Genomic DNA, 21,510 nt, shown 5'->3' with positions numbered 1-21,510 from the left:
CCCTTTAATATCTTTGTTTGTTTACGTATGGTACAAAGCGTTGACTTCTACATATTTGTACGTTAGATCGCAACCCCAAGCTTTTCCCATCGCTTCGCCAATCGTCAAATCCACAGTGATGCAAATTTTTTCTTGTTCCAAGGTTTTCTTCATAGCAACTTCGTCGAATTCTTGCGGATGACTATGATTCAATAATTGCTGATCTCCGATCCACATATTGATCTTTTCCGGATCAGTATGCGATCCGGCATACCCTACAGCACAAATGATTCTGCCCCAGTTGGGGTCTTCACCAAACATCGCCGTTTTTACTAAGCTTGAACCGACTACTTTCTTCGCTACTAGACGAGCTTCACTGTCGTTCATCGCACCTTTTACTTGAACTTCAATCAATTTTGTTGCCCCTTCGCCATCTTTTGCGATCATTTTTGCTAATGTCTCGCTCACTAATTGAAGCATCGCAACGAACTTTTCGTGAGCATCTGTATTTTTTTCAATAATGGGATTTTCTGCTAATCCATTTGCCATAACTAAGACCATATCATTGGTAGAAGTATCACCATCCACAGTAATCTGATTAAAGGTTGTCTCCGTTTTATCTGCTAAAATTTCCTGTAGAAGGTCACTGGAAATCTGTGCATCTGTCGTAATAAAGGCCAGCATTGTTGCCATATTCGGATGAATCATCCCTGATCCTTTTGCCACACCGGCCATTGTGACGATCTGACCATTGATTTCTTCTTCTACTACGATTTCCTTTGTACTTGTATCTGTCGTCAAGATCGCCTCATGAAAGGCATAGGACTCTTGACTTTCTAGGTCAATTTTATCGATTCCCGCTTCAATTATTTCCATCGGTAATTGCTTACCAATGACGCCAGTCGAAGCAACAGCGATCGTTTCCTGGGGTATCTTAAGATGAGTTCCTGCAAACTCTTGCATCTTCTTTGCGTTTTCCAGTCCGATCTTCCCAGTACAAGCATTGGCAATCCCGGAATTGACGATGACTGCTTGGATTTGATGATCCAACATTGCATCTTTCGTAACATAAATCGGCGCTGCTTTAACTTGATTCGTCGTATAGACCGCCGCAGCATTTGCCGGTATCACTGAATAAATCATAGCTAAATCTTTCTTTTCTTTTTTTAATCCTGCGTGTAATCCAGCAGCTAAAAATCCTTTTGGGCTGGCGATTGTTCCTTCAATGACATTCATATTTTCACTCTCCGACTTTTTTAAGGGTAAATAGGGACTAGTTTCAATCCAGTCGTTTCTGGCCAGCCCGCTAAATGATTGAGATTATGAACAGCTTGTCCAGCCGCTCCTTTAACCAAGTTGTCTAAAACAGTGACAACAGTAATGATATTCGTGACTTCGTTGTAAGCGACCCCGATATCACAATAATTTGAACCGATAATTTGACGCAAATTAGGATAACTATTTTGCTCTTGCATTCGAACAAAAGGTTTCGATTGATAAAATCGTTGAAATAAGTTCAAAAGCGTTTCTTGGGTCAGTTTTTCCTTACTCCGTGCATAAGTCGTAATAAAGATTCCTCGCGTCACTGGAATCAATGAGGTTGAAAACTGAATCGCTGGGATATGCGTGTTCCATTTCTTTAGTTGCTGCATAATTTCCGGAATGTGCTGATGACTATTCATTTTATAAAGTGTCATATTTTCATTGCTGTTTACGAAATGGCTTGATTCCGATAAATTTTTCCCTGCTCCCGATAGGCCCGACTTCGCGTCCACGATGATGGAGTTTTCCTCAATGATTTCCTCTTGCACTAATGGGGCTAATGAAAGTAAAGTTCCTGTTGCATAACAACCAGGATTAGCAATCAAGTTTGAAGAGGGACTTGCATAAAAATCTGCCAATCCGTAATGAGCGTCTTGTAAAATTTCGTAGGGTGCGCTTGAATTTTTATACCATTTTTCATATTGCCCATTCGCCTTTAAACGAAAATCCCCTGAAAGATCGATCACTGGAAAATTTGCTTCTATAAAAACTGTTGCAATTTCCTTCGAAATCCCTGAAGGAGTAGCAAAGAAAACAAGGTCAGCCTTTTCCATAATTTTAATAGGATCTATAGGTTCTAAAGGAAGGTCCAATAGACGATTAAGATGCGGCAAATATTCATCAATATCTTTACCGTTTTGAGAGTGACTGTGAATCGAACTGATTGTTACATTTGGATGCTGTAGTAGGATGCGTACCAATTCTATTCCGCTATAGCCTGTCACCCCGATAATCGAAACGTTCATATTAATCCCTCCTTGCAGTTGCATAATAATACGATTAGAACACTGCTATTTCTGATGATTATACGTGGAGTGTTTATACAAGTCAATGGTTTTTTATAAATAATTTCGTCTATTTTTGATATACAAAAAAGAGCAAACACTCCTTTCTAATGAGTGCTTGCTCTTTTTATCAAATGAAAATTCTAGAATAAGCCAACGGCATTGCCGTCATTGTCAACATCCATATTTAATGCTGCGGGTTTTTTTGGTAATCCAGGCATTGTCATAACATCACCTGTCAAAGCCACAACGAATCCGGCACCGATTTTAGGTACGAATTCTCTGATCGTTACATCAAAATCGATTGGCGCGCCTAATTTACTTGGATCGTCTGACAAAGAATACTGTGTTTTAGCCATACATACTGGCAAACGGTCCCATCCGTATTTCTTAAAGCTGGCTAATTGCTGTTGGGCTTTCTTACTATAGATTACGTCGTTTCCGCCATAGATTTCACGTACAATCGTTTCAATTTTCTCGCTAAGATCATCATGGTCTCTGCTGAAAATCGAATGAAAGTTGTTTTCTTCTTTGGCAATAGTCTCTACTACAGTCTCAGCTAACTCGATGCCACCGTCTGGACCTTTTTCCCATACGCTTGCTAACTCAACCTTAACATCTTCTTGTTGGCAAAGCTCTTTCAGTAGCGCAATCTCTTTATCTGTATCACTGATAAATTCGTTGATTGCTACAACAACCGGCAATCCGTACTTTCTCATGTTGCGAATATGCTTAGCCAGATTACTGAAGCCTTTTTTCAATGCATCCAAATTTTCAGCACTTAAGTCTGTTTTAGCCACCCCTCCATGCATTTTCAGTGCACGTATTGTGGCAACGATGACCACAGCGTCTGGAGCTTTCCCTAAACTGGGAACTTTGATATCTAGGAATTTTTCACCACCAAGATCAGCACCAAACCCTGCTTCAGTGACAACATAATCGCCGCAATGTAATGCAGCTCGTGTCGCTAAAATACTGTTGCATCCATGAGCGATATTAGCGAATGGGCCACCATGAACAAAAGCAGGTGTCTGATAGATTGTCTGTACGAGGTTGGGTTTGATCGCATCCTTTAAAACAAGCGCCAAAGCTCCTTCGACTTTTAAGTCTCCTACCGTAATCGGTTCGCGATCAAATGTATAGGCTACAACAATATTTGAAAGACGACGTTTTAAGTCATCGATGCCTGTGGAAAGACATAGAATTGCCATGATTTCACTAGCAACTGTGATGTCAAAACCGTCCTCACGAGGAACTCCATTGATCGGCCCACCTAAGCCAACAGTGATGTGTCGTAACTCACGGTCATTAAGATCGACGACACGTTTCCAAATCACACGACGCGCGTCGATATTCAATTCATTTCCCTGGTGAATATGGTTATCCAATAAGGCTGATAAAGCATTATTGGCCGTTGTGATTGCGTGCATATCTCCGGTAAAATGCAAATTGATATCTTCCATTGGCAGCACTTGAGCATAGCCGCCGCCAGTCGCTCCCCCTTTGATCCCCATAACTGGACCTAAGGAAGGCTCACGCAATGCAATTACTGTTTTTTTACCGATTTTATTTAATGCATCTCCTAAACCAATTGTTACTGTTGATTTACCTTCTCCGGCTGGAGTAGGGTTGATAGACGTCACAAGGATTAGTTTTCCTTCTGGGTTCTTTTTCATCCGTTCTAAAGCATCAAACTCAATTTTTGCTTTATATTTACCATGTAGTTCAAGATCATCAAAGGATAAATTGATTTTTTCCGCAACTTCAGTAATTGATGCTAAAGTTGTTGCTTGAGATATTTCGATATCAGATTTCATAAAAACTCCCTTTCCCGAACGTTACTCAGAAAAACATACTTTTTTATTCGTTCCTTCTTATTATAACGAATTTTTTCGAGAAAAACAGCACTTAGATCTGGGAATCTTATTGATTCGCAATTTTCGTTTCCATCACGTATAATAAAACCAGCAATGACAAAGGGGTGTTGTTTAATGAATGAAGGCACTGTAAAATGGTTTGATGAGAAAAAAGGGTATGGATTTATTACCTACGAAGAAAATCAAGAAGTTTTTGTTCACTTCACCGCTATTGAGGATGAGGGATTCAAAACGTTGGAACCTGGAGACGAAGTTGAATTTGTGATTGTAGAAGGTGCTCGCGGAATGCAAGCAGCTCACGTAAAAAAGAAATAAACGAAAAGATCAGTTGCGGCTGATCTTTTCGTTTATTTAGTAATGCTAGCTATCTTGTTAATTCAATAAATTTACGAGCCGTTAGCTTTCAGTATGTTCTTTTACCTCAATCTCAGGATAGAATGCTTTAAAGTCTTTGATAAATGCTGTCCTTCTTTTTTTTCGCATGGCGAAATGAAAAGATGCACCACTGAGTCCTTTTCGTTGGATGATCACACCATCTTTACAAAGAATTAGAAAATCGATATGCTCTCTAAGAACGGTCTCACGACGCCAGACTCTGGCAAAGCGAATTTTTATACCCGATTCGTCCATCGTTAAATAGCGATGAAGACCAACAACACCAAATAAAAGAAACAGTCCGATGAAAATATTGCCCTTTAGATAAGGATGCGTTTTTTCCAACGTCAAAATCAATCCATAAAAAAGAATGATAAAAGTGATTGACCAATAAATAATGCTAATTGATAGCTCAGGCTGCCAAAAATAGCGCTTTTTTTTCATTTGTATACTCCTACTCTAAAAAAAGGATGATGATAATGTTAAAAATTTTTACCGATGCAGCCACAAATTTAGAAAGAAGCGGCGGCGGCATCGTTATTATTTCTGATAAACAAAAACAGTTGGCAATTCCAATGACAGAAAAAAATAACCATCAGGCTGAGCTTGCTGTCATTCTTTACGCATTGAACTATTTAGTTGATCATCAACTAAATGACCAATCTGTTTTGCTCTATTCAGATAGTAAAACCGCAATAAAAATTTTAGACCAAGGACAAACAAAAAACAAGCTCTTCTTACCATATTTATCAGAGTTTAATGAACTTGCGCCACTTTTTCCATTATTGATTCTTCAATGGATTCCTGAAGCCAAAAATAAAGGGGCGGACAATCTTGCCCGCCAAGGTTTACGTAAAGAGTTATAAAACGGGTGATAGTAAGCGAGAGAAACGTTGCTTGAAATTCAACCAGTGAGATTGATTGGCAATCATTTCATCTGTTAATTCGATACAATCTTCCATGTCCTCTTCAAAAATTTTGCGGAATAACTGCGCAATTTCTGGATCATAGATGAAGCTGCTCACTTCAAAGTTTAATTCATAGCTACGAATATCTTGGTTTGTTGAACCAAAAGTGGCTAATTCATCATCAACAACAATTGTTTTAGAATGAATGAATCCATCTGCATAATGGTAGATCTTTACGCCGCGCTGGTGCAGATAATTCGCATAATACTGAGTTGCGCGATAAATAAATGGATGATCCGGCATGTTAGGAATCATAATTCGAACATCAATGCCCGAGCGGACAGCAATTAAAATCGCTGAAATCATCGTTTCATCAGGTACAAGGTACGGGCTTTGAATCCACACGCTTTTTTCAGCCGCTAAAATTAAGCGAACAAAGCCATCTTTGATAATCTGTTCGCTCGAATCAGGACCATCTGCTACAATCTGCATTGGGACGCCTTTTTTAATTTGGCGTTGGGGCAGCATAAAATACTCCGGCAAATAAGCCATCCGGTCTGCTTTATTAGAGACAGATGCATTCCAGTCACGAATGAAGACTTCCTGCAAAGTGAAGCTCCCCGTTCCTTCAATTCGACCATGTGTATCCCGCCATTTACCAAAACGCTCTGACTCCCCCAGATATTGATCACCTACGTTGAAACCACCGGTCCATCCGATTTGTCCGTCCACCACCACTATTTTTCGATGCAAGTGATAGTTTAAGCGAGTTTTAGCTAAAATATTTTTAGAGGTGATAAACGGTGTGACTTTTCCACCATTTTGAATCAGCGTTTCAAAAAATTTTTTATTTGTTTTTGGCGAGCCCCATGGATCATAGATCATTCGTACTTCAATACCTTCTGTTGCTTTTTCTTCCAAAATACGCATAAAGCGATTTCCGATTCGATCATTAAAAAAAGCATAGTATTCAACGTGGATCGAGCTTTGAGCCTTGCGTAAATCCTGAAACAAGTGCTCAAATTTTTCTGTACCATCTAAGAAAAATTCAACCTCATTTCGAATCGCAAGCGGCGACTCATCTAAGTTTTTAAAGTATTTGACTAGCGACGTTGCTGCTGGATACAATTGTTCGGGCTCGTTATAGTCCACGTGACGGTTGTCTTGCTGGATGATTTCGTTGATTTCTTTTATCTTTTTTTCATCCTCTTGCTCAAAACGGTACATCGTTTCCCCGTCAATTCCTCGCCCACAAAAAGCGTAAATCAAAAACCCAATGACCGGTAAAAAAATTAAGGTCAAAAGCCATGCCCAAATTGTAGTAATATTCCGTGGTTTACGGAAAACGGTGATAATCGCCCCTATAGCATTGGCGATAAAAATAAGAAAGATAATTTGCTCAATAATTCCCAAGTGGTCCCCTCTTTTCAAAAAAAATAAATCTTCCTTTCGATTATACATAATCGTGGAATACTTTAAAAGAAACACGCTGTCTAAACATGATTTTTTTCAGTTTCACTTGTTCATCCCATTAAAAAAACACTTTTTTTATAATTTAAACCATTTAATTTCAAATTACATCTACTTATAAGTCAATAAAATTCTTGTTAAACGGTGAATGATCGAAAAAAACAGACAGCATTCATAGAGCTGTCTCTTATACACATCTAGATGTGTATAAGAGACAGGCATTCATAGAGTGCTGTCTGTTAAACTTTTAAATAATTAAGCTAGCCAGTTGATTACTTCTTCTAACGCGTCGGACAAACCTGCCGGGTTCTTACCGCCCGCTTGGGCCATGTCTGGACGACCGCCGCCGCCGCCGCCAACTTTTGGAGCGATTGCTTTAATCAAGTCGCCAGCCTTCAATCCTTTTTCATTTGCAGCTGGACTCATAGCAGCTAATAGGTTTACTTTTTCGCCTTGAACAGTTCCAAGTACTAAAACATCTGATAAGGCTTTTTGTTTCCATTGGTCTGCTAATTGACGCAATTGATTCATGTCTTTTACGCTAACTTGAGCAGTGATTACGGAAGTCCCATTGATTTCCTTAACATCCTTGAAGACATCGCCGGCTTGTTGATTAGCCAATTTTGTCGCCAATTGTTCGTTTTCCTTTTGAAGTTCTCTTAATTGCAGTTGGAGTTGCTCGGTCTTGCTGACTACCTCTTTAATCTGAGGAGACTTCACGATTTGGGCAACTTGTACCAACTGTTCTTCTTCTTCACGGAATGCTAGATAGGCTTCTTTGCCTGTTAAAGCTTCAATACGACGAACGCCAGCACCAATTCCAGATTCAGATACAATCTTAAAGAGCCCAATATCCTCTGTATTGATGACGTGTGTGCCCCCGCATAATTCAATTGACCAGTCGCCAATATTTACTACACGAACGTCACGACCGTATTTTTCACCGAATAAGGCCATTGCCCCCATATTTTTAGCAGTATCAATGTCAGTTTCGATCGTCACAACAGGAATGGCTTCCCAAATTTTTTGATTTACAATTTTTTCCATTTCTTTCAATTCATCCGTTGTCACTTGTCCGAAATGTGTGAAGTCAAAACGTAAATGCGTATCCGTTACTAACGAACCCGCTTGATTTGCATGATCGCCTAAAACTTCCTTCAAAGCTTTGTGTAAAACGTGGGTAGCCGTATGATTTTTGATTACTTTATTCCGAAATGCCGCATTGACTTGCAAGAAGTAGGTTGCTCCTTCTTCTAGTGAAGCAAGAACGTCCACAGTGTGCAATGCTTGACCATTCGGTGCCTTTTGAACATCTATTACGTTTGCAATGATATGCCCTTCATTATCAACAAGCACACCTTTATCAGCAATTTGACCACCCATTTCAGCATAAAACGGCGTTTCAGCAAAGATTACTTGTGCTTCACCTTCTTTTACAGAAGAAACAAGCTCATTGTCTTCTAAAATTACAAGTAATTTACTTTCAACCTCTAAATGATCATAGCCAACAAATTGACTGTCTACCTTGATATCGCCTAACAAAGCTGTTTGAACACCCATTGATTTTTCTGTTGTACGAGCAGCACGCGCGCGTTCTTTTTGCGCCTGCATCTCTACTTCAAACCCTTCGTGGTCCACTTTCAATCCTTCGTCTTCTGCTACTTCTTCTGTCAGTTCCACCGGGAATCCAAACGTATCATATAGTTTGAAAATCACTTTACCGTCTAGAGTCGTTTCTTTTTTCTCTTTTAGGTCAGCCAATACGTCATTCAACATGGTCAATCCATCATTAATTGTTTCATGGAAACGTTCTTCTTCCGTACGAACTACTTTCTCGATAAACGCTTCTTGCTGTTTAACTTCTGGGTAGTAGCTAACCATTATTTCACCAACGACTGGTACTAATTTATATAAGAAAGCCTGATCAACACCTAGTTTTTTACCATGCATCACTGCACGACGCAGCAGACGGCGAAGAACGTAACCACGCCCTTCGTTTGAAGGCAATGCACCATCGCCGATCGCAAAGGCCAATGAGCGAATATGGTCCGAAATTACTTTAAACGAGATATCCATTTGCTTATCAGTACCATATTTTTTACTGCTTAGCTCTTCCACCTTACTGATGATAGGTAGAAATAAATCTGTTTCAAAGTTCGTAGGTGCATCTTGAATAATTGAGACCATCCGTTCTAGTCCCATACCAGTATCAATGTTTTGATGAGGCAACGGTTCATAAGTATCTTGTGGAGTATGATTGAATTCAGAAAATACCAAGTTCCAAATCTCTAAATAGCGTTCGTTTTCTCCACCGGGATAATTTTCTGGATCGTCTTGGGCTAAATCATTGAATTCTTCTCCACGATCATAAAAAATTTCTGAGTCAGGACCACTTGGACCAGCACCGAGATCCCAAAAATTGTCTTCAATCTCCACTACATGATCCGCAGGGATTCCTACTTCTTCTAACCAGATACGTTTAGCTTCCTTATCTTCTGGATAGACAGTGACATAAAGTTTGTCTGGCTCAAAACCAATCCAGTCTGGTGATGTTAAGAATTCCCAGGCCCATTCGATTGCTTCGACCTTAAAATAGTCTCCGATAGAAAAATTGCCTAACATCTCGAACATCGTATGATGACGGGCAGTCTTCCCAACATTTTCGATATCATTTGTCCGAATCGATTTTTGTGCATTCGCAATCCGAGGATTTTCGGGTACGACACTTCCGTCAAAGTATTTTTTCATGGTAGCGACACCTGAATTGATCCATAGTAACGTCGGGTCATTTACAGGGACAAGTGACGCACTCGGTTCAATCATATGTCCTTTGGTTTTAAAAAAATCTAAAAACATTTGGCGCACTTCAGCGCTGGTTAATTTTTTCATTTGTTCTCCTCTTTCCTCAAAAAATAAAAACTACCATTGCATTCAAGGACGAAAACTCGCGGTACCACCTTGATTGCAATGATAGTTTGATCATTACCTCTTCAGCTCGTTAACGCTGAGCAGCGTTGATTTTTCAATCAAAATGTGATGGGAGCAATTTATTAAACGCAGCATGCATCTTTCAGCGATCGTGCACTTTCTGTGGAAGCGAGAGTAATAAACCTTATCCTTTTTAGAGTATAGAAAAAACTCTGTCAAAAGTCAAACTAGATCTTAATCAAAATCGCTTTACGATATAAATAGTCGCTCGGCGAGAGTACTTCTTCGTGGATCATAGTCGTTGTATTACTAAAATATGTCGACAAAGGTAGAAAATCGACGATTGGGATACCAACATTGTTCTTTTTATTAGTCAATTTCAATATGCCTGGATCTTCAGTGATCTCAAAACGTTCCATTGAAGTGTCAAAAAAAAGTCCAAACATGTTGGCGCATGCCATCATTTTGCGAACATTTTTTCCACGATAAGGGTCCTTCACATTCAGATCATTTCCCCAACGAAACAAACGTCGACTACCAGCACCGTTGATATATTCCCATTGATCTTCTGTCAGTAAATCAAAATTCTTCCTGCGTATTTTTTTTCGTAAACTTGTATAGGTATGTTTTTCATGGCTGAATACATAATAGCTGTCAGAATGAGGAATCATTTCTATATACCACCGGTTCTCCTTCACAATATTTTTCGGGAAAGACCAAGTCAGACTTTCTTCTGGCGTTAAGTTTGGCGATAAAACTTCTTTGATTTCTTCTTCAAAAGACGAAAATTGGTCTGCTTCACCAGAAAAGCTTCCCGTCACAGCATCATAAATGCCTAAATAATTGGTTCCAGCGGGTAAAGCGTGACGCTGTACAAACATTGGCGGAATTTGTACTTTTCGCAAGCTCGTTGTTTTATCATTAATCAGTTCACCTAATGAATCCACGTCAAAAAAGTTGTATTTTCCACGCAATTCTTGCGGAATCGTAATTTCTTGCGCATTTGGCGCTGTTTCCAAAAGGGATAATCCTTTTGTCCCTAAATTCCAACCTAAAATAGCGTCTTTATTGCCAGGAATGAAAACAAACTCTTCTTCGTCGATTAGCAATTGAAAAGTTTGGCACTTGATACCGTATAATTCGAAATCTTTTAATTCAATATCTGAAATCTTCATTAGGGGACTCACAAAATGAAGCAAAAGCTGACTCAATAAAGTACGCTTTTCTTTAGGATTCAGTCGTTTCCAATAGGACCAGTCTAATTGATCTAATAAGTTCATAAATCTTTCTGCCTCCTCCAACACTCATATGCTAGAATTATACCATTATCATATAGAAATGAGGAAAAAGATGAAGGAATATTTTGGCGCTTTACCAGAGATACAAGCTGCTGCTTTCTATTTGCGTTATCAAGTGTTTGTTATAGAGCAAGAAATTGCTCCAGATTTAGAATTTGACCTTCTTGATACACCCGATCGAAAATACCTAGTTTTTTTTAAAGAAAATATTCCTGTTGGGACGATTCGATACCAAAAAATTGATGCGCTTACACTAAATCCTGATCGATTATGTGTCGGTAGAGACTATCGTAAACAAGGATTAGGCAAAAAACTTTTAAAAAGAATCGAAGAACAAGCAATTTCAGAAGGATGTATCCATTCGATTCTTTCAGCAGAAGTTAGCGCACAGTCATTTTATGAAAAATTATCGTATCGTGTAGTATCAGATGTTTTTGAAGAAGACGGTATTCCTTGTGTCAAAATGCAAAAAGACCTTGTATCTGCTAATTAGCAGATACAAGGTCTTTGATTATGAATTTGAACGCTTTTTATTTTTACGTACGCCGCGTTCTTCTTGACGACGTGCTACACGACGTTTTTGTTTGTTTGATTCTGAAATAGCTCGATCAATTTTTTTCTTATAGCCTGGTTTGATTTTTTTCTTCTTTTTCTTTACCAAACCAATCAATGTTGGATCAAGTTCATCTTTAGATTTTTCGCGCTTCTTTCGGCGGTTTCGATCATAGGTGGTTACAATCTCACCATTTTTGATTTCTTTTGGCTGGAAGGTGACTCCAAGATTTTCGATCAAGCTAACGTCATTTTCATCACTTGGCCCATATAAAGTGATCGCTGTTCCGGACATGCCGTTTCTTCCGGTCCGGCCAACACGATGGATGAAGAAATCTAAATCTTGTGGAATCTCCGCATTAATAACATGAGATACTCCTTCAATATCTATCCCGCGCGCAGCTAAATCTGTCGCTACAACATACTGATACTCAAGATTTTGTACTTGGCGCATGACACGTTTTCGTTCCCGAGGAGAAATATCTCCATGGATCTTAGCAACTTTCAACCCTTGTGCTTTTAAGTAATCGCTGATTTCGTCAATATGTTGCTTCGTATTCGCGAAAACAATTGCTAAGTATGGATGGCCAATCGTTAACAATTGATAAATCAATCGATTTCTATCTTGACCTTTCGTAGAAATCAGCCAATTTTCGATCGTGTCCGAAATTACTGCTTTGGATTTGATCTCTTCAATGACTGGATTCTCCATATATTTCAACAGGAAAGGACGCAATTTTTCTGGAATAGTCGCTGAAAAGACAAGCATTTGAAGATGTTTAGGCAAACGTCCAGCAATTTGATCAACCTCTGCCAGAAAGCCCATATCAAGAGTCATATCTGCTTCGTCGACGACAAAATATTCTGCAGTGTGAACCTTTAACGCCTGCTCGTTCATCATATCTAGAATTCGCCCTGGCGTACCGATAGCGACGTGTGGCTGATGCCCCGTCAATTTATCCAGTTGACGACGTTTGTCCGTTCCACCAACAAAGTTTGTTACACGAATTTCTTCTGGTGAGAATTGCGCGATTTGAATTGCTGCTTGATAAATTTGTGTTGCTAATTCGCGACTGGGCGCAGTAATAACGATCTGTACTTCGTCTTTTGCCGGATCGATCTTATCCATCAACGGCAGTAAAAATGTGTGTGTTTTACCTGATCCAGTCTGTGACTGACCAACGACATTTTTCCTCTTTTTAATTAAAGGAATGAGCCTTTCTTGAACAACAGTTGGTTCAGTAAAACCTTTATCCTTGATTGCTTCAAGAATAAATGGTTGAAAATTGAATGATTCAAAAGTTCGCATGTTATACCTCTTTCTTTAACGTACTAATCGTATAGGTGTGACTCGCTTTATCATGGAATAGGCGGGTTTTTCTTCTTATGAGAGCATACAATAAGTTGAATAGAAATAAAAGTAAAATTCCTAAACTCATGAATCCAAAGCTGACATAAGCTATAAATACTGTGTGGTTATTGGTTGGCAAATGTGTCATTGTAAAATTAAAAATCTGAAGTAATCCGTATGAAAGAAGATACAACGCACTATACCGTTTCACTAAAGCCAAGAAATGGATATGCTGTCGATCTTGCTCAACAACTTTGATCCGAACAACTTTTTTTCCAATTGTTTGCCCGTTCCATAAGTACATGAAAACCATAAAATAAATAAAAACTTCTAAAGTAAAGCTGACGATAGGATAGCTGATTAACGCATTGAGTTCTGTCGGAAGCAATGGTGAAAAAAGGCTCAATATGCTGCCGAATAAGCCTATCACAAACCAATCAATAATCATTGCCATTAATCGTCGCAGTAAGGAAACACGTTCGCCCTTTATAAAAGATTCTGAATCCAATTCGTTTCTTGTCGGCAAGAAAAATGTAAAAAGCGGCGCGCAAATAAATCCAAGAGTTCCGCCAATTGTGTTATGCAATAAATCGTTCACATCGAATAAGCGGTACGGACGTGGATAAATAAAATACAGTCCGCTCAATTGCGTCAATTCAAAGAACAAAGAGAGACAGAAACTGGCAAAAATTGTTTTCCAAAAAGAAAGTTTGAAATAGTATCGGCAATAGACACCAAATGGAAATAGTAAGATGATATTAAAGACTGGCTCTAAAAAAACACTTTGCTTCATGGCTGGTAAGTAAGTACTAGGCTGGTTGATTTGCAATACTGTTTGATTCATAAAATTATGCCAAGATTGAAACAAATGCAACTCATACCTCGGACCAGTCATTTGGGCAACTGTATCGATACTTGGTAAAGGCAATATTACTAAATAATATGCAGATAATAAGTAGAAAACAAACGAATATAAAATCACACTGCGTAATTTTCCTAATTGACCATACTTTCGATAATAATAAATCAAAAACGGTGCAGTGATCAGTAAAGCCAAAATCGGAAATGAGACGATCGCTGCTTTAATTGGAAAGATATAGCTGTTCATAAATGTCCCTCATTTAATAATTTTTTACCCTACTCGGTTACTTAACAAGAAGGCTTTTTCTAAGTTATGATAAAATGAAGACACGTCCAACACTTAATTAATTATTTCTAAAGGAGGTCCTCTTTCATGCTTCATCCACTTTTTGCTTTTGGTGTTCCAGCGGCTTTGATGGTCGCTTATATGGTTTTTTATTTTGCCAAAAAAATGAAAAATAGTGATTATCGACGTTTCGCTTTAACATTGATCGCTGTCTTTTTAACAACTTTTAGCTATCAAGTATACAATTACAGCCAAACTGTAGTGGCACTCACATCAGCAACAAGTTTCAAAAATAACTTTGGCTATGCTCAAACACGATTAATAGTCCCTTTTGTTCTTGGTGCTATCCTAACTGTAATCAATCTCTATTATCTTTTCCGTCAATTTAGAAAAAAAGAATAACAGGTAAGTCCTGTTATTCTTCCAAATCAAAGAATTTGATTTCAACTTGATCTAGTAATTTTAAGGTTTTTAAGTCTAATTTGACCCACTCTTTAGATGCGGGTTGGTAATTATTGTCCTCAAAACACAACTCTATTTCATTAAGTAATTGTTCTGGCGTACCAAAAAAGCTTTGATCATTTTCAAGTAATACACTAATAAGTGCCGGATTCTCTACTAAGAAATAATCCTCTTGATATTTATATAAAATTACCTGATATGTCTTATTCACAAGTTTACAACGAATTGCAAATAATCCTTCAGACAATTTAGGTATCTTTTCTAAAACTTCTTCGGGACTCAAAATTTCACGATGCAACATTTGGAGCTCCTCCTAACAAAGAAATATTATAGGAGAAAAGCAACTTCACTGGAAATAATATGTCTTATCTAAGAGTTTTTTTACTTTTTATTTATATATCTCTATGTGAGTTTATGATAGATCCCACTCTTCGTAAAAAGTTTTTAAAAAATCTTTCATGAAAACTACCCGACGATCTGCTTCTGCTTTTCCAGCCGCAGTATTCATTGTAGCTGGGAGTTTAAAAAGTTTTTCATAAAAATGATTAATGACTGTACTATTTTTTCGATATTCTTTTTTGCTTTGAAAATTTTGGGGTTGAATATTTGGATCGTATAGCGGACTTTGTGTATGACCACCATAATAAGCGGTGCGCAAAATCCCGATTGCACCTAAAGCATCAATCCGATCCGCGTCCTGTACGATTTTCCCTGCAAAAGTTAGCTTTGCTTTTCCATGTTCTAATTCCTTTGAGAAGGAAATGTTTTCTATAATATCAACTATCTCATTGATTTCTAGTGAGGTTAAATCAAGATCTTTTAAAAACTTTTCAAGATCTTCTCTTTCTTTTTCAGCATCCTCTGCGACTTTATCATCAATAACATCGTGTAGATAACTCGCAGCTTCAATAATCATTTTATCTGCTATTCCTTCTTGCTCCGCTAATTCTTGGGCAATCTTTGCTACACGTTCAACATGATAAAAATCATGACCACTACGATCTTTACCTAATTTTTCTTTTGCATACTGGCGAATTTTTTCTATTTTATTCTGCATCGGTGCGTGGCTTTCTAGGTGGACGTTCACCCCAATACTGAAAGAAATCTGTTCTTATCGCACCGTTATATAGTTTTCTTTTCTTGGTAGCTTTTGCCCCATAAAATTCTTCGAAGGCTAAATCACTTGTTAGAATATATTTACTCCATGTTTTTAATGGACGGAATACTTCTCCCATCTCACGATAGAGCTCACGAACTTGTTCTTCTTCACCTAATCTTTCGCCATAAGGCGGATTTGCAACAATTACACCATATTCTTTTTCCGTTTTGAAATCTTTGATAGCTCTTTGTTTGAATTGAATCGAATCGCCCAAACCGATTTCTTCAGCATTTGCACGAGCAATTTCAATCATGCGTCCATTAATATCTGAACCAGTAATATCTAATTGGATGTCATAATCAGCAGCTTCATCCGCAGCAGTACGTACCTTGTCAAAAACTTCAGGATCAAACCATTCCCAAGCTTCACAAGCGAAATCGCGATTAAATCCAGGGGCCATATTATGACCAATTAGCGCTGCTTCAATACATAATGTCCCTGAACCACAAACGGGATCGTAAAACGGACGATCCTTTCGCCAATTGGTCAGCATAACTAAAGCAGCAGCCATGTTTTCCTTTAAAGGTGCGCCCCCTTTTTCTAAACGATAGCCACGTTTAAACAAACTTGGCCCCGTTGTGTCTAAAGTCAATACCACATGGTCTTTCAATAAAGCGACCTCTAATTGAAATAAAGCCCCTGTTTCAGGGAGAGGAACTCGTGAAGGACGATGATACACTTCACGTAAACGTTCTACGATTGCTTTTTTTGTAATCGACTGACAGTCGGGTACACTATACAATTTTGACTTAATCGAACGACCTGCAACTGGAAATTCTGCATCCATAGGTAAAAAGTCTTCCCAAGGGATTGCTTTCACTTTTTCAAATAATTCATCAAACGTGTACGCATCAAATTCGTCAACAATGATTTTTACTCGATCAGCAGTTCGCAACCATAAATTTGCTGTAGCGATTGTTTCAAGATTTCCTTTGAACCGGGCTCGTCCATTTTCAACCTGACAGTCAATTCCCAAATCTCTAAGTTCTTTGCCTACAAGCGCTTCGATACCTGCTGCGGCTGTAGCAATCAAATTATATTGTTTTTCCATAATAACTCCTTAATTGTTATATGATGTGATTTATTTCAATAAAAAGCTTATTTAATAGTCATCCCACAAGAATTTTCAATATACAAATACTTGCGATTCCACTAGGTAAAAGAAAATACATAGTGAAGCTCGCAAAAAAACCTTCACAACGCAAAGTTGGAAGGCACACCCTGAATTGCTGCAATTTTCTGTAAGCCATGTTTTGTACGACGATCAACTCAGGGAAGTGTGACCATCGTGGTAATCATCTATCTCCGACATAAATGCCGTCTCTTTCATCGTTCATTTCCTTAGAAAAAGCGCCCCTACCATTGTTTGGGTTGCTCGCTCGAGGGGTTTACCGCGTTCCACCATTTTGATTTCTCAAAATGCTTCGTCACTGTGGCACTTTCAAGAATACTCAGACATAGATTGCTCCTTAGCCCTTTTTTCTGCCGTTACTTCATAAGAAGTACCTTAGCTTATGGTTTCGCTAAGCACGAACACTACAAACATCTCAGTCTGTGCGAGCATGGACTTTCCTCAGCCTGCGTAATGCAAACCGCGATCACCCAAAAATTGCATCATTCAAATTTAAAATTGACGAGTTTTTTCGATGTCACTCTCATCTTTTGTGTAGCTTTGACCAAATTCAGAAGAAGCTGTTTGATTCGTTGCCTGTTGGTCAAGTTTTTTACCAAATACTTCTCTTTCAAGATTTGATAAACGTTTCAAAATGTCAAAATTTGTTACAGCTGAGCTCTTAGGTGCCGCTTCTTTTACACGTGAAGGTGCTGGCTGAGCTTTTGATAACTGTTCAACTTTTGCTTTCAAACGATCATTTTCTTCTCTTAGTGTTAATACTTCTTTGTTATAAGCTTCATAATCTTTGATCACATTGTCTAAAAATTCGTCGACTTCGATTGGATCGTAACCGCGCATCTTTGTTTTAAACTCTTGCTCCAAAATATCATTTGGAGTATAGATTACATTCGCCATTTTTCCACCTCATTAGCTCTAATCTTAATTTACTTTCTAATATATTCTAGCCGATAAATCCTAGGAAATCAAACACTATCCCCAAAGTCTGAGGAATTTTCTAAATCATCCATTGTGATTGTAAGCAATTCATAAGAATTCTGTTCTTGAAATTTTTCAATATCTCTCAGGAAAAATTTGCTCTTACCAGGATATTCAGTATCATATACTAGTAATGTAGCATCTGTATGATGCAATAGAAAACTTACGTGATTTTTAAATTGTCCAGGATTTTGATACGGATGATGACTTACAGAATCAACAAAATCTGCCGTCTGCACAAGCTCGCTTAAATATAATTGATTTTGTTCTTTCCAATTACTTCCAAAACCCTCAAAAGGAAAAATAATCGCTAATTTAAGTTCAGGATACTCATCCTTTAATTCGTTAACAAGTTGCCCTGACCAAATTTCGGTTCCCAAACTCCCACTGATCATGACCCATTCCAATCCATTCTCAATTAATGCTGTCAATTCTCTCTTTAATACATTTTTAATTACTTGTACTCGAGGGTCATTGTCGCTGAAAATTCCTAGCTCAAAGCTTTGGTACCCAGTTACGTATAATCGCTGTATTGTGTCATTCATTGCAATTTCCTTACTTTCACTTAAAAATAAAATATCTTTCAAAAAAATTTGCTATAATATCAAACAGGAGTGTGATGAAAAATGACCTTTCACTACCCTAACGGTCAATCATTTTCACAAAAGAATCCACGGGAACGATCCTTAAAAAAAGAAACAACTTTTGCCAATCGCGGTATGCGCTTTGAGGAAGCAATTAATCAAAGCAACGAATACTACTTAACCCATGATAAGGCAGTTGTCCATAAAAAGCCAACGCCGCTTCAGATCGTTAAGGTCGATTATCCTAAACGTAGTGCAGCAGTAATTAAAGAAGCCTATTTTAGGCAACCTTCTACTACGGATTATAATGGCGTTTATCGTGGATACTATTTAGATTTTGAGGCGAAGGAAACGAAAAATAAAACTTCTTTTCCGCTCAAAAATTTTCATCAGCATCAAATTACTCATATGGAACAGTGTTTGAAACAAAAAGCAGTGTGCTTTATCTTGCTTTGGTTTTCAAGTCTAAATCGTTGTTTTTTTCTTTCTTCTGAAGAACTGATAAACTATTGGAACAGACAAGAAACAGGAAAAAAATCACTTCCGCTTGAGTTGATTGAAGCAATTGGCATCGAAATCAAACCGCAAATTGCACCAAGAATCCCATATTTGGAAGCAGTGGAACAATATCTTGCAAAAAGGAGTTTAACAAATGGCTAATCCCTCACGTTCGCAAAAAAGTAAGCGAACCCCTCAAGGAAAGAAACCTGCACAAAAAAGTAAACAGAATCGCCACATTGGGTTAAAAATTGCAATCGCAGTCGTTGGCTTGCTCTGTGTAGCATTGCTCACAGGTATAGGCATCTTTTTCTTCTATGTTAAAGACGCGCCAACATTAACTGATAAAAAATTAGAGGCGACTGTTTCTTCGAAGCTTTTAGATAAAGATGGAAACATTTTTGAAGACCTCGGAGCAGAAAAAAGAGAAAAAGTTGCGGCTGATAAGATTCCACAGGAATTGGATGATGCAATCGTTTCGGTTGAAGATCGCCGTTTCTTTAAACATAACGGTGTAGACCCCGTACGTATTGCAGGTTCAGCATTGCACAATATAACAAATCGAGGAGGCCTTCAAGGAGGAAGCACCTTGACGCAGCAATTAATCAAACTCTCCTTCTTCTCAACAACTACTGAAGAAGCGGATAAGACCTTGCGTCGGAAAGCTCAAGAAGCTTGGTTGGCCATTCAATTAGAAAAGAAACATTCAAAACAAGAAATTTTAACTTATTACATTAATAAAGTGTATATGGCAAATGGTCTATATGGGATGGAAACAGCTGCTGAAACCTACTTTGGAAAAGAGTTACAGCATTTAAGCGTAGCGCAGACGGCTCTGCTTGCTGGTATGCCTCAAGCACCTAATTCATATGACCCTTATAAGCATCCTGATGCTGCAAAAGAACGTCGTGACACTGTCTTATATACAATGTTAAACAATAAAAAAATTTCTCAAGAAGAGTACGATAAAGCGACCAAAGAACCCATTGATCAAGGATTGATACCTTTACCGGCGGATAATCAAGAGAGAAAAGTATCTGATAATTACGTTAAAGAAGTTATCGCACAAGTTGAAGCGAAAACCGGAAAAAATGTGTATACGGATGGTTTAGACATCTACACGAATTTAGACAAGGATGCACAAAATCGTCTATATTCTATTGTAAATGGTGACGAGTACGTTCAATATCCTGATGAAAAATTCCAAGTTGCTGCGACACTGATCGATTCCAAGACCGGAAATGTTACAGCACAAATCGGCGGACGAAATATTGCTGATGACGTTTATTTAGGTATGAATCGTGCGGTGAATACTACACGGGATTTTGGTTCAACTGTTAAGCCGATAACTGATTACGGCCCGGCTTTCGAGTACAAAAAATTCTCAACGGCTGAAACACGTTTCAAAGATGAGCCTTATCGTTACGAAGGAACTCAGACAGAAGTTAAAAACTGGGACAATTCATATCAAGGGACCATCACTTTACGTCAGGCTCTTTATGACTCTCGAAATGTCCCTGCAGTCAAATTATTTAACGAAGTGGGACCCGAAAATGTTTCTAAATTTTTGAAAAAATTAGGTATTGAATACAAAGATATTCAACAAGCCAATGCCATATCAAGTAATACTGAAACACAGGATGGAACAAAGTATGGTATTTCTACTGAAAAAATGGCTGCTGCTTACGCGGCCTTCGCTAATGGCGGAACATATAATGAACCCCTTTATATCAATAAAATCAAATATCAGGACGGGTCAGAACAAACGTTCTCAAATAAAGGCGAGAAAGCAATGGAACCTTACACTGCATACATGATTACTGATATTTTAAAGGATGTTATCTCAAGAGGGACTGGAACATATGCTCAAATCCCGAATCTTTTCCAAGCTGGTAAAACAGGTACTTCAAATTATACAGATGACGAGTTAGCGAAGATACCTCATGCCGGTGCTATTGAGCCAGATGTTATGTTTACAGGATTTACACCAAATTATTCATTATCAATTTGGACTGGTTATGACGATCGCATGACTCCTATTACCTCAGAATCAGAGAATACTGCACAACTCATTTACAAAGAATTCATGAGCTATGTTTCTCAAAATGTTCCGAATGTTGATTGGACAATGCCTGATGATGTGCTTCGAAGTGGGAATGAACTTTATGTAAAAGGCGCCTCTTATACACCTGTTCAACCAAATCGGACTGGTCAAAGTTCATACTACAATTCTTATTCTAGTCAGACGACCGTGCCATCAAGCAACACAGCGCAGTCGAGTGTTTCTGAGTCATCTACGATCGCGCCGCCAGCAAGCAGCAGCGAGCCAGTGCCTCCTAGCAGCTCATCTTCTGCTCCTACGCCCACACCGCCACCATCATCATCGGCGGCTCCTGAGCCACAGCCATCTCAACCGTCGTCAAGCGCTAGTCAGCCGGCACCGACACCGGGAAATAATGGCACGCCGCCATCAAGTAATTAAAAA

The 21,510-nt window shown here is 38.5% G+C and carries 20 protein-coding genes and 1 other RNA gene; 6 read left to right on the top strand and 15 right to left on the bottom strand.

Annotation, left to right across the window (positions count from 1 at the left end; all coding sequences use genetic code 11):
- Nucleotides 1-21 precede the first annotated feature (21 nt).
- The 3 genes from argJ to A5868_RS08155 all read right to left on the bottom strand — a co-directional run bounded on the left by argJ (nt 22) and on the right by A5868_RS08155 (nt 4,123).
- Nucleotides 22-1,215, bottom strand: a complete 1,194-nt coding sequence (gene argJ, locus A5868_RS08165; RefSeq protein WP_086303813.1) for a bifunctional glutamate N-acetyltransferase/amino-acid acetyltransferase ArgJ — start codon at nt 1,213-1,215, stop codon at nt 22-24.
- A gap of 20 nt (nt 1,216-1,235) precedes the next feature.
- Entirely contained in the window at nt 1,236-2,267 is a 1,032-nt protein-coding gene (argC, locus tag A5868_RS08160) for an N-acetyl-gamma-glutamyl-phosphate reductase (RefSeq protein ID WP_086303814.1), read from the bottom strand.
- A 182-nt stretch (nt 2,268-2,449) separates the two neighbouring features.
- Entirely contained in the window at nt 2,450-4,123 is a 1,674-nt protein-coding gene (locus A5868_RS08155; RefSeq protein WP_010780788.1) for a formate--tetrahydrofolate ligase, read from the bottom strand.
- 174 nt (nt 4,124-4,297) lie between these two features.
- Between A5868_RS08155 and A5868_RS08150 the strand changes: the two genes are divergently transcribed.
- Nucleotides 4,298-4,498, top strand: coding sequence for a cold-shock protein (locus A5868_RS08150; protein WP_086303815.1), 201 nt, complete (start codon nt 4,298-4,300; stop codon nt 4,496-4,498).
- Nucleotides 4,499-4,579: 81 nt separating this feature from the next.
- On the opposite strand, the gene A5868_RS08145 is transcribed toward A5868_RS08150, so the two are convergent.
- On the bottom strand, nt 4,580-5,002 hold the full coding sequence (locus A5868_RS08145; RefSeq protein WP_086303816.1) for an EbsA family protein: 423 nt from the start codon (nt 5,000-5,002) through the stop codon (nt 4,580-4,582).
- A gap of 35 nt (nt 5,003-5,037) precedes the next feature.
- Between A5868_RS08145 and A5868_RS08140 the strand changes: the two genes are divergently transcribed.
- A complete protein-coding gene (locus A5868_RS08140; protein WP_010780791.1) occupies nt 5,038-5,424 on the top strand; it encodes a ribonuclease HI family protein in 387 nt (128 codons plus the stop codon).
- On the opposite strand, the gene cls is transcribed toward A5868_RS08140, so the two are convergent.
- From cls to A5868_RS08125, 3 genes are all read right to left on the bottom strand, one after another.
- Complete coding sequence (gene cls / locus A5868_RS08135; RefSeq protein ID WP_086303817.1) at nt 5,419-6,879, bottom strand: cardiolipin synthase; 1,461 nt, start codon at nt 6,877-6,879, stop codon at nt 5,419-5,421. The two genes, A5868_RS08140 and cls, sit on opposite strands and share 6 nt — an antisense overlap.
- Before the next feature lie 312 nt (nt 6,880-7,191).
- On the bottom strand, nt 7,192-9,825 hold the full coding sequence (gene alaS, locus A5868_RS08130) for an alanine--tRNA ligase (protein WP_086303818.1): 2,634 nt from the start codon (nt 9,823-9,825) through the stop codon (nt 7,192-7,194).
- A 266-nt stretch (nt 9,826-10,091) separates the two neighbouring features.
- Nucleotides 10,092-11,144, bottom strand: coding sequence for a DUF7278 family profilin-like fold-containing protein (locus A5868_RS08125; RefSeq protein WP_086303819.1), 1,053 nt, complete (start codon nt 11,142-11,144; stop codon nt 10,092-10,094).
- A 70-nt stretch (nt 11,145-11,214) separates the two neighbouring features.
- On the opposite strand from A5868_RS08125, the gene A5868_RS08120 reads away from it, so the two are divergent.
- Complete coding sequence (locus A5868_RS08120; RefSeq protein WP_086303820.1) at nt 11,215-11,655, top strand: GNAT family N-acetyltransferase; 441 nt, start codon at nt 11,215-11,217, stop codon at nt 11,653-11,655.
- Between the two features lie 18 nt (nt 11,656-11,673).
- Here the strand turns inward: A5868_RS08120 and A5868_RS08115 are convergent, their stop codons facing one another.
- On the bottom strand, nt 11,674-13,023 hold the full coding sequence (locus A5868_RS08115; protein WP_086303822.1) for a DEAD/DEAH box helicase: 1,350 nt from the start codon (nt 13,021-13,023) through the stop codon (nt 11,674-11,676).
- Between the two features lies 1 nt (nt 13,024).
- A complete protein-coding gene (locus A5868_RS08110; RefSeq protein ID WP_010780797.1) occupies nt 13,025-14,173 on the bottom strand; it encodes a VanZ family protein in 1,149 nt (382 codons plus the stop codon).
- A 126-nt stretch (nt 14,174-14,299) separates the two neighbouring features.
- On the opposite strand from A5868_RS08110, the gene A5868_RS08105 reads away from it, so the two are divergent.
- Nucleotides 14,300-14,614 carry a hypothetical protein gene (locus A5868_RS08105; protein ID WP_010780798.1) on the top strand — a complete coding sequence of 105 codons (315 nt, stop codon included), beginning with the start codon at nt 14,300-14,302 and terminating at the stop codon, nt 14,612-14,614.
- A 13-nt stretch (nt 14,615-14,627) separates the two neighbouring features.
- Here A5868_RS08105 and A5868_RS08100 read toward each other — a convergent pair whose 3' ends face one another.
- The 6 genes from A5868_RS08100 to A5868_RS08075 all read right to left on the bottom strand — a co-directional run bounded on the left by A5868_RS08100 (nt 14,628) and on the right by A5868_RS08075 (nt 18,488).
- The gene (locus A5868_RS08100) at nt 14,628-14,975 is read right to left on the bottom strand and encodes a hypothetical protein (protein ID WP_010780799.1); all 348 of its coding nucleotides are present in this window, start codon (nt 14,973-14,975) and stop codon (nt 14,628-14,630) included.
- A 111-nt stretch (nt 14,976-15,086) separates the two neighbouring features.
- Entirely contained in the window at nt 15,087-15,731 is a 645-nt protein-coding gene (locus A5868_RS08095) for an HD domain-containing protein (RefSeq protein ID WP_086303824.1), read from the bottom strand.
- Nucleotides 15,721-16,884: a THUMP domain-containing class I SAM-dependent RNA methyltransferase gene (locus A5868_RS08090; RefSeq protein WP_176281296.1), complete on the bottom strand. Its 1,164-nt coding sequence runs from the start codon at nt 16,882-16,884 to the stop codon at nt 15,721-15,723. The genes A5868_RS08095 and A5868_RS08090 overlap by 11 nt, the downstream gene beginning before the upstream one ends.
- 186 nt (nt 16,885-17,070) lie before the next feature.
- Nucleotides 17,071-17,443: RNase P RNA component class B (gene rnpB / locus A5868_RS08085), an RNA gene on the bottom strand.
- Nucleotides 17,444-17,457: 14 nt separating this feature from the next.
- Nucleotides 17,458-17,862: a cell division regulator GpsB gene (gpsB, locus tag A5868_RS08080; protein WP_086303828.1), complete on the bottom strand. Its 405-nt coding sequence runs from the start codon at nt 17,860-17,862 to the stop codon at nt 17,458-17,460.
- Nucleotides 17,863-17,930: 68 nt separating this feature from the next.
- Nucleotides 17,931-18,488: a DUF1273 domain-containing protein gene (locus A5868_RS08075; RefSeq protein ID WP_086303830.1), complete on the bottom strand. Its 558-nt coding sequence runs from the start codon at nt 18,486-18,488 to the stop codon at nt 17,931-17,933.
- A gap of 81 nt (nt 18,489-18,569) precedes the next feature.
- On the opposite strand from A5868_RS08075, the gene recU reads away from it, so the two are divergent.
- Nucleotides 18,570-19,187: a Holliday junction resolvase RecU gene (recU, locus tag A5868_RS08070; RefSeq protein ID WP_086303833.1), complete on the top strand. Its 618-nt coding sequence runs from the start codon at nt 18,570-18,572 to the stop codon at nt 19,185-19,187.
- Nucleotides 19,180-21,507: a PBP1A family penicillin-binding protein gene (locus A5868_RS08065; RefSeq protein ID WP_086303835.1), complete on the top strand. Its 2,328-nt coding sequence runs from the start codon at nt 19,180-19,182 to the stop codon at nt 21,505-21,507. The genes recU and A5868_RS08065 overlap by 8 nt, the downstream gene beginning before the upstream one ends.
- Nucleotides 21,508-21,510 lie beyond the last annotated feature (3 nt).

This window comes from Enterococcus sp. 12F9_DIV0723, assembly GCF_002174375.1.
Lineage (GTDB): Bacteria > Bacillota > Bacilli > Lactobacillales > Enterococcaceae > Enterococcus_A > Enterococcus_A gilvus.
Note: the sequence above shows the minus strand (reverse complement) of the source record. Positions and strands in the feature narration are given on the sequence as shown.